Raw genomic sequence first — 7,401 nt, 5'->3', positions numbered from 1 at the left:
AACAAATCGCTGGTCAGGTCGTTTTTTTACGCCCCAAGTGTAGCCTATGCTAAGGACTAGTCAGTAAGTCTCAACTTGAACTTCGCGCCGGTGACTCCCGACGAACCCTCATCGACCTGTGTCAGGTGGTATTCAACCTCAACGAATTCATTTACCTTAACTAACCGAACGTTCCCATGTCACTCTGCAATAATCAGTCTTCTCACGGAAATGATCCCTTCGTATTCAGCAGACGGGAGATGCTCAAACGATCGGGTGCTGGCTTCGGCTTGCTGGCCCTATCGGGGCTTCTAGGCAACGACGGTCTGCTTCGGGCGGCCGGATCGGGCAATTTTAAAAGTCCGCTTGCACCCAAGCCACCTCACTTTGCTCCGAAGGCACGTTCGGTTATCTGGCTCTTTCAAGAGGGTGGTCCGAGTGGGTTCGATCTTTTCGATCCGAAGCCCGCGCTGGAACGCTATCACGGTCAACGTCTGGCGACGAAAGTCGAGCCGTTCTTCGGCAACCTCGGGCCGATCATGCGCTCACCCTACACATTCAAACAGTATGGACAGAGTGGGACCTGGGCGTGCGACCAGCTTCCGCATACCAGTCAGATCATTGATGAGCTCTGCCTGATAAAGTCCTGTCAGGCTGAATCGAACAGCCATGCACCGGCCATGTATCAGATGAACACCGGTTTTACCCGGCCGGGATTTCCGAGCGCAGGCGCGTGGGCAAGTTACGGCCTCGGCTCAGAGAGCCAGGACCTACCGAGTTTTGTTGTGATGCCAAAGGTGGATGGAACCAAGGGTGGTGCGCTCAATTGGGGTGCCGGTTTTCTTCCCGGTTCGAATCAAGGGACGCTGTTCCGGTCAGGTGACAATCCCATCCTCAATCTCCGTCGTCCAAAGGATGTAACGGATGAGCAGCAGCGTCGCCAGCTCGATATTTTGCGTGCACTCAACGAGGCGCACTACGAGCGCAATCCCGCCGAGCGCGACCTCGAAGCTCGCATCGCCAGCTACGAACTAGCTTACAACATGCAGTTTGCCGCATCCGATGCAGTCGACCTTGCCAGTGAGACTGAGGAAACCAGGCAACTCTACGGCATGGATCAAAAGGACAGTCGTGACTACGGTTCCAAACTACTTCTCGCCCGCCGACTGGTCGAACGAGGCGTACGTTTCATCCAGGCCTATCCCAATGACCAGTGGGATGCACATGGTGACCTCCAAGGCAACCACGGTACATTGTGCCGAATGACCGACAAGCCGGTTGCCGGTCTCATCGCGGACCTCAAGCGCCGCGGTTTGCTGGACACGACCCTGGTGGTCTGGGGAGGTGAATTCGGACGACTCCCACAATCTCAAGGGACCAATGGAGGTCGCGATCACAACCCGGATGGATTTCTCATGTGGATGGCCGGAGGTGGTGTGCGTCCCGGTTTCCACTTCGGCGCAACCGACGAGATCGGACACATGGCCGTCCAAGACCCTGTCACCGTACCGGATGTCCATGCGACTATCCTCCACCTTCTTGGTCTGGATCACAAGCGACTCACCTACTTGCATAACGGTCGCAATTTCCGACTCACTGATGTTTCTGGTAACGTAATAGACAAGATTATCGCCTAGGCCTCACATGCAGCATTCATCGAGAGGAAAATGCAATGAGTACTATGAAAATGAAGGCGCTCATTAACCGGCACCTGGAAACGCTTTAAATCAAAATGCTCTTCATCCTCCTCCAACTCCGACGACTCGAACTTCGTAAACGAAGTGGTCGCTACTTCCTGTACGCAATAGATGGGGGAAGCCAAACAGGGTCATTCCTTGAAACGTGAATAATCCACGTGCTTCCAAAGCTTGGGCACACCTCCGCAGACTTCAACAGACCAACGGGCGCAAACGTAAGACCGCCACGCCTCGTGCCGTAGGTACACTTGATTAGGCGGACTACTACTCCAAATGCTCTATTACCATCAAACGTTTCTCTTTTTCACAGTTGGTCGTCATCGTCAAAAACCTTGGACATGTGAAAGCGGGCGAAATACTCCTCTTTGATATGCGTATTTCCGCTGAGATAATTTTAAGAACGCCTCTTTCCCGAACCTTCACAATTCTTGCGGGATTGACTGCAATACTTCTGCTACAGCCAAGTTGCTCAAAACAAACAACCGACTATACGGCTCTGGTGGCTGAGCTCGAACTCGCAGAACTAGCCACAACCTTCAACGAGGAAAAAACCAAGCGTCTTGCGCCTAAAAACACAGATCGCTTACCACTGGTCGACCGACAATCGGCAGCCCTGCTTGCTAGCCTGGGACTCACCGGCAACCGGGCGGACATCCTGGGTCTATGGACGACACACCCTATTTATCTGAAACTAAACAAAGTTGAGGAGCCCGCATGGCTGACTTTGAGGAAAGGCACGGTGATGGATTTCGCGAGTCGCCTGACCAAGCCACTCGAAGCCTCGATATCGACAGGTTACAACATTGTTCCCGGAAGTCTCTGGCCGCAATTCGATCCCGACCGGACTGTGGTCTATGGGCACAACGATTGGAAGCATGCCAAACAACTGTGCGCCCTTTTGCATTCAGAGGGACTCAAACCATCCATCACAGTCCTTCAGAAACAATCGGCCTTTATTTATAACGATGATTGGGGAGAGCCCACCATCCCACTGGTGCCGCTTAAAAATGGAAAACGGTTAGTCGTTGGAGTGGAGTTTGATCTGTTTCTCGAATTCGAAGAAAAGGAGGACGTGGAACGATTTGCCGAACTGGTCACTCGCTTTGCTAAAAAAGACTCACCCGATGAAGCTGGTTTAATCCACGATGCCTGGTGGCAACCGTTTTATCGCACGTTCATCCCCACCACATTCGGACAACCACTCACGGTAATGCTCGTACAGTACCAAGGCTATCGGGCTAACCTGATTTCTCTTCCGAAAGATGCGTCCGAGAAAATTAAGCAGATTCAATCATTGGATCCTGACTGGACCGTCGAACCGGTCACGATATGGGTCAATCCCGCCTTTTACAGATTCCAGCTCGGAGATTATCGCTGAGATCGTGCTGAATGGGTCATTCCTTGAATCGTGAATAACTCGCATGCATCCATATTTTGGACACACTGCAGACGTCAGAATTCCACTCAACTCTCCAAATGACTTGCCTCTCGGGTTAAGGGTATCTGGAGTGCGGTGAAAGAACGCCAACAAACTGACTAAGAAGTGCAGGAAGCCATCCAACAACTTTTCACACCGACCGGGCTATTTCTAATACTACTCGGTACCTCGCTTGGTATTTTTGTGGGAGCTGTCCCGGGATTGACCGGCACCATGCTGATTGCCCTGGTACTTCCGTTGACTTATGGAGCGGATCCTCAATACGCGCTCACCTTGCTCATCAGTATCTATGTAGGGGCGGTAAGCGGGGGAATGATCACATCCATCTTGCTTCGCATGCCAGGAACGCCGGCCTCCATAGTGACGACCTTCGACGGCTACCCCATGGCCCAAAAAGGCCAGGCGGAACGAGCGCTGGGACTCGGGGTGATGTCATCGTTTGTCGGGGGCCTGATTTCCTGGGGATTCCTTGTAATGCTGGCACGGCCCATTGCTCTGTTATCTACAAAGTTTGGACCGTTTGAATATTTCAGCCTGGTTTTGATGGCCCTGGTTTTGATCGCGAGCCTTGGAGGTAAGTCTGTTCCCCGCTCCTTGTTTTCAGGCTTTCTGGGAATCCTGCTCTCCATGCCGGGTATAGCTGCTGCAACCGGGGAAACGCGCCTAACCTTCGGTATCGAGGAGCTGCTTGATGGCTTTAAATTGCTCCCGGTGCTCATTGGTCTTTTTGCGGTGAACCAAATTTTTCGGGACATCATGGATATCAAGAAAGAGAACACGATGAAGGCCATTGAGACGAAAGGAGTCTCGATCAAATGGAGGGACTTCACCCACCACTGGTTCAACCTGATACGTTCATCCGTCATTGGGACATGGATCGGGTTGTTGCCGGGCATCGGGGGGAACATTGGATCGGTCACGGCCTATACCGTAGCGAAAAGTTCTTCAAAAAACCCCGAGAAATTTGGGACCGGCTGTGAAGATGGAGTTGTCGCGGGCGAGGCGGCGAACAATGCGACGATCGGCGGTGCCTTGATTCCTTTAATCTCGATGGGGCTGCCGGGATCGGTGGTGGAAGCCGTACTTTTAGGTGCCTTGGTGATTCATGGTTTGCAACCCGGCCCACGCTTGTTTGAAGAACACCCCGTTATGGTTTATACGATTATGGGTGCCATGTTCCTGGCCAATATTGCGATGGCAGTGATCATGATTGTTTCCATGCGAGGCCTCGCCAAAATTTCTCAGATCCCAAGAAACTATCTACTACCGGTTATTCTTATATTTTGTGTGATAGGCTCGTTCGCGCTCTCCAATCGCTTGTTCGATGTCTGGGTGATGCTCGGTTTCGGTGCCCTGGGTTTTCTTTTGGAATCAAAAAATATTCCACTTGCTCCCTTCGTGATCGGTTTCGTCCTTGGGCCCATTGCCGAGGAGAATCTCACATCGGGACTCATATCAACAAACGGATCCTGGCTTCCCATAGTCACCCGCCCTATCCCACTGGTATTTCTTTTGGTAGCTCTCACCATGTTGATGCTTCCATTTTTACGGAAACAATTGTCGAAAGCTTCAACCCCCCTTAGTCGCTGAATGAAAACCTACCGAGTTATTCTTTCAGTTGTTTCAACCATCCTGATCTGCCTCCTGCTTTTCTGGCGACTTTCGAGCCTGGGAGGAAATGGGAGTACCGCATTTCCCAATCACCCGATTCAGGTGGTCGTCCCCTATACGGCAGGAGGTGGTACCGATACCTTCGCACGCATCATTCAGAAATCGATAGCATCCCAAGGAGTTCTTCCGCAACCCCTGGTAATTATCAATCAACCAGGCGGAGGTGCCACCATTGGATCAAGATTCGTTCTGGGGTCTCGACCAGATGGATACCGTATTCTTTGTCATCACGATGCTCTCCTAACCTCCCAACTATCCGGCACCGTTACTTTTGGCCCGGATGATTTTACGCCGATTGCGCAAACAGGAAACCTGACAACCCTCGTTGTAGTTCGGGAAGACTCTGCCTTTCATGATTTGTCGACCTTACTGGAAGAAGCGGCAGCCAAACCCAAGAGCATACGTTTCGGAGCAGACGTCGGATCCCCAGCATATTTTAATGCCAAAGTGATTGAGCAGTCGAAACCCGGAGCCGAGGTTAACTATATTTCAAGCGGTGGTGGTCAGAAACGTTTTACCCAACTACTGGGCGGCCATCTCGATGCAGCCATATTTTCCATTGGCGAGTACACGGCTTATCGCGCTTCGGATGGGACACCTCCGGATCAAAATATCAAAGCGATTGCGGTACTCGATGGAAGCCGGACCAGTACTCTCCCCAACGTGGAAACAGCCGCTGAACAGGGAATTCCAATCTACTCCGGAAATGCCTATTATTTCTGGGCACCCAAAGGAACTCCTCAAGCGGTGATCGATCAGCTGGCTGATATGTTGCAAGCCACCATGGCAGACCCGGAGGTTATCGCTGGATTAGAGCAACAATCCGTTGGTCTTGATTTTCGGAAAGGAAAAGAACTCGTCGATTACCTGGACAAAAAAAAGAACGAGCTCGGAAACTTTAAAACAGAAGCCTCACCCGATCTTCCTAATTTCCCCGCATGGTTAATAGCGATTGTTGCCGTACTCGGAATTCTTGTCATAATCGGCAAGCTTCGTAACCCGGATGACAAAGCCGAAGGAACTTCGAAGAGTGCACCCATGGCCATGGTTGCCGCGGCAATCATGATAGGGTACATCGCGAGCCTTCAAGTTGGATTACCCTATGGGTTGGTGACTGCACCTGCTTTATTTTTGCTGGGCGCCACACTCTCGGAGTGGCAACGACCTCGAATGGTCTCAATCGCCCAAATGGCACTGCTCTTTGCGCTCGGTTCGGAATATATTTTTACGACCGTGTTTTCGGTTCCTCTACCGTAAAAGAGGGACTCACACATTATCTGTTCAAAGCGGCCACCAACTCTTCACGTAATTCTTAAGATATTCGTCGTAGTCGTAGTACCAGCGAAACCGTAAGGAAACACCGATGTCCTCATCCGTTTCTTCAATAATTGGGATGTCCAATTTTAAACCCACATCCCAGTTACCCGGAACGAAAAATCCTTTGCGAAATTCTTCAGTTGGGAACCAGGTAATACCCGGAGAAATTATAACTTCATGTACTTCGTTGAACGCACGCTTGTACTCCCGGGTCCCTACCCAATCGACATAGTCCGCAGCCACGGGAGTCCGACCATCGAAAAGGCTGGTCCGGTATTCCAGTTCAGCCGAGTAGCGAAAATTGCCGCCTGGATAGTAAATAACCCCGGGACGTAAGAAAATACGGTCCTTGGGTCGAGGACTAACCGGATTAGAAGTAAAGGGCGAAGTCCCGACTAATTCGTAGGCAACGTTCAGATATACAAGCTTCGCTGGGTCATCGCTCAACTCTCGACTGATTGAAACAAAAGGCTCATATCGGGCCCAGCCATCTGTCACTTCCAGAGGTGGATTTGACCATGGCATATCGGATTTGAATCCCACAGAGACGTTATACTCGCTATCGGCAACGCTCCACCAACTGTATTTTCCCCCAAGTCTCAGGTTATAAGTACCCCAACTTCCTCCACTATTAAACGGATTCGGGAAATAGGTGCCGATATCCACAATTCCTTCGAAGTGGTTACTGAAACTATACTCTAACCCTATCGGAAAACGAACATACTCATCCTCAAAAAAGTCCCCAAATTTTGGATTCAAGCGTAAGCGGTAATTCCCTTTCCGAAAGAAGGAAGGCAGGCCTGTCTCAAACAGGTCACTGAAGACGCGATTGTCTACGAAGGTATTTCTGGCCTCGGTTTGTTCAGCGGTTTCCTCGACTCGCTGGTTGGGATTCCCGGAATAAGGATTCCCCCGATTGACACGATTGGGCACAGGAACCTCCTGCCCTACCAAAAGGATCGAGGTACTCAGCAAAATCAGGAGGGAGCAATATTTATTAGTGACAAACATGAGATGAAAGCGACCTAGGGCTAAAACCTGAGGACATGCCTAATTCAACAAAGTGGCGAGGAATTCAAAAAATATTTCATAACTTGAACCCACTTGTCGAACCTTCAAGCCCCCTGAATCACGCTGACAGTCCTGGAGTCTTTTTAGTGAGCCTAGTCTTTGGGGATAAACTTGAACTTCTGACCACCCACACTGGCCTCATACATCAGTCCGCCCTTGGCTAGACCCTGTTCGAAAAGCCGCTGGTTGTCCGTAAAATGCGCATGATAAAGTTTTGGAAAACCAGTA

General features: G+C 50.8%; 5 protein-coding genes. 4 read left to right on the top strand and 1 reads right to left on the bottom strand.

Annotated elements, in window-relative coordinates:
- Positions 1 to 176 precede the first annotated feature (176 nt).
- From O3C43_24180 to O3C43_24165, 4 genes are all read left to right on the top strand, one after another.
- On the top strand, positions 177 to 1,616 hold the full coding sequence (locus O3C43_24180) for a DUF1501 domain-containing protein (GenBank protein ID MDA1069585.1): 1,440 nt from the start codon (positions 177 to 179) through the stop codon (positions 1,614 to 1,616).
- Between the two features lie 496 nt (positions 1,617 to 2,112).
- Complete coding sequence (locus O3C43_24175; protein MDA1069584.1) at positions 2,113 to 3,054, top strand: hypothetical protein; 942 nt, start codon at positions 2,113 to 2,115, stop codon at positions 3,052 to 3,054.
- Between the two features lie 165 nt (positions 3,055 to 3,219).
- Positions 3,220 to 4,704, top strand: a complete 1,485-nt coding sequence (locus O3C43_24170) for a tripartite tricarboxylate transporter permease (protein MDA1069583.1) — start codon at positions 3,220 to 3,222, stop codon at positions 4,702 to 4,704.
- Positions 4,705 to 6,042: a tripartite tricarboxylate transporter substrate-binding protein gene (locus tag O3C43_24165; GenBank protein MDA1069582.1), complete on the top strand. Its 1,338-nt coding sequence runs from the start codon at positions 4,705 to 4,707 to the stop codon at positions 6,040 to 6,042. It begins immediately after the preceding gene.
- A 24-nt stretch (positions 6,043 to 6,066) separates the two neighbouring features.
- On the opposite strand, the gene O3C43_24160 is transcribed toward O3C43_24165, so the two are convergent.
- Positions 6,067 to 7,035, bottom strand: coding sequence for a hypothetical protein (locus tag O3C43_24160; protein ID MDA1069581.1), 969 nt, complete (start codon positions 7,033 to 7,035; stop codon positions 6,067 to 6,069).
- Positions 7,036 to 7,401 lie beyond the last annotated feature (366 nt).

Source organism: Verrucomicrobiota bacterium (assembly GCA_027622555.1).
Lineage (GTDB): Bacteria > Verrucomicrobiota > Verrucomicrobiia > Opitutales > UBA2995 > UBA2995.
The sequence above is the reverse complement of the archived record's forward strand: the minus strand, read 5'-3'. Positions and strand labels throughout refer to the sequence as shown.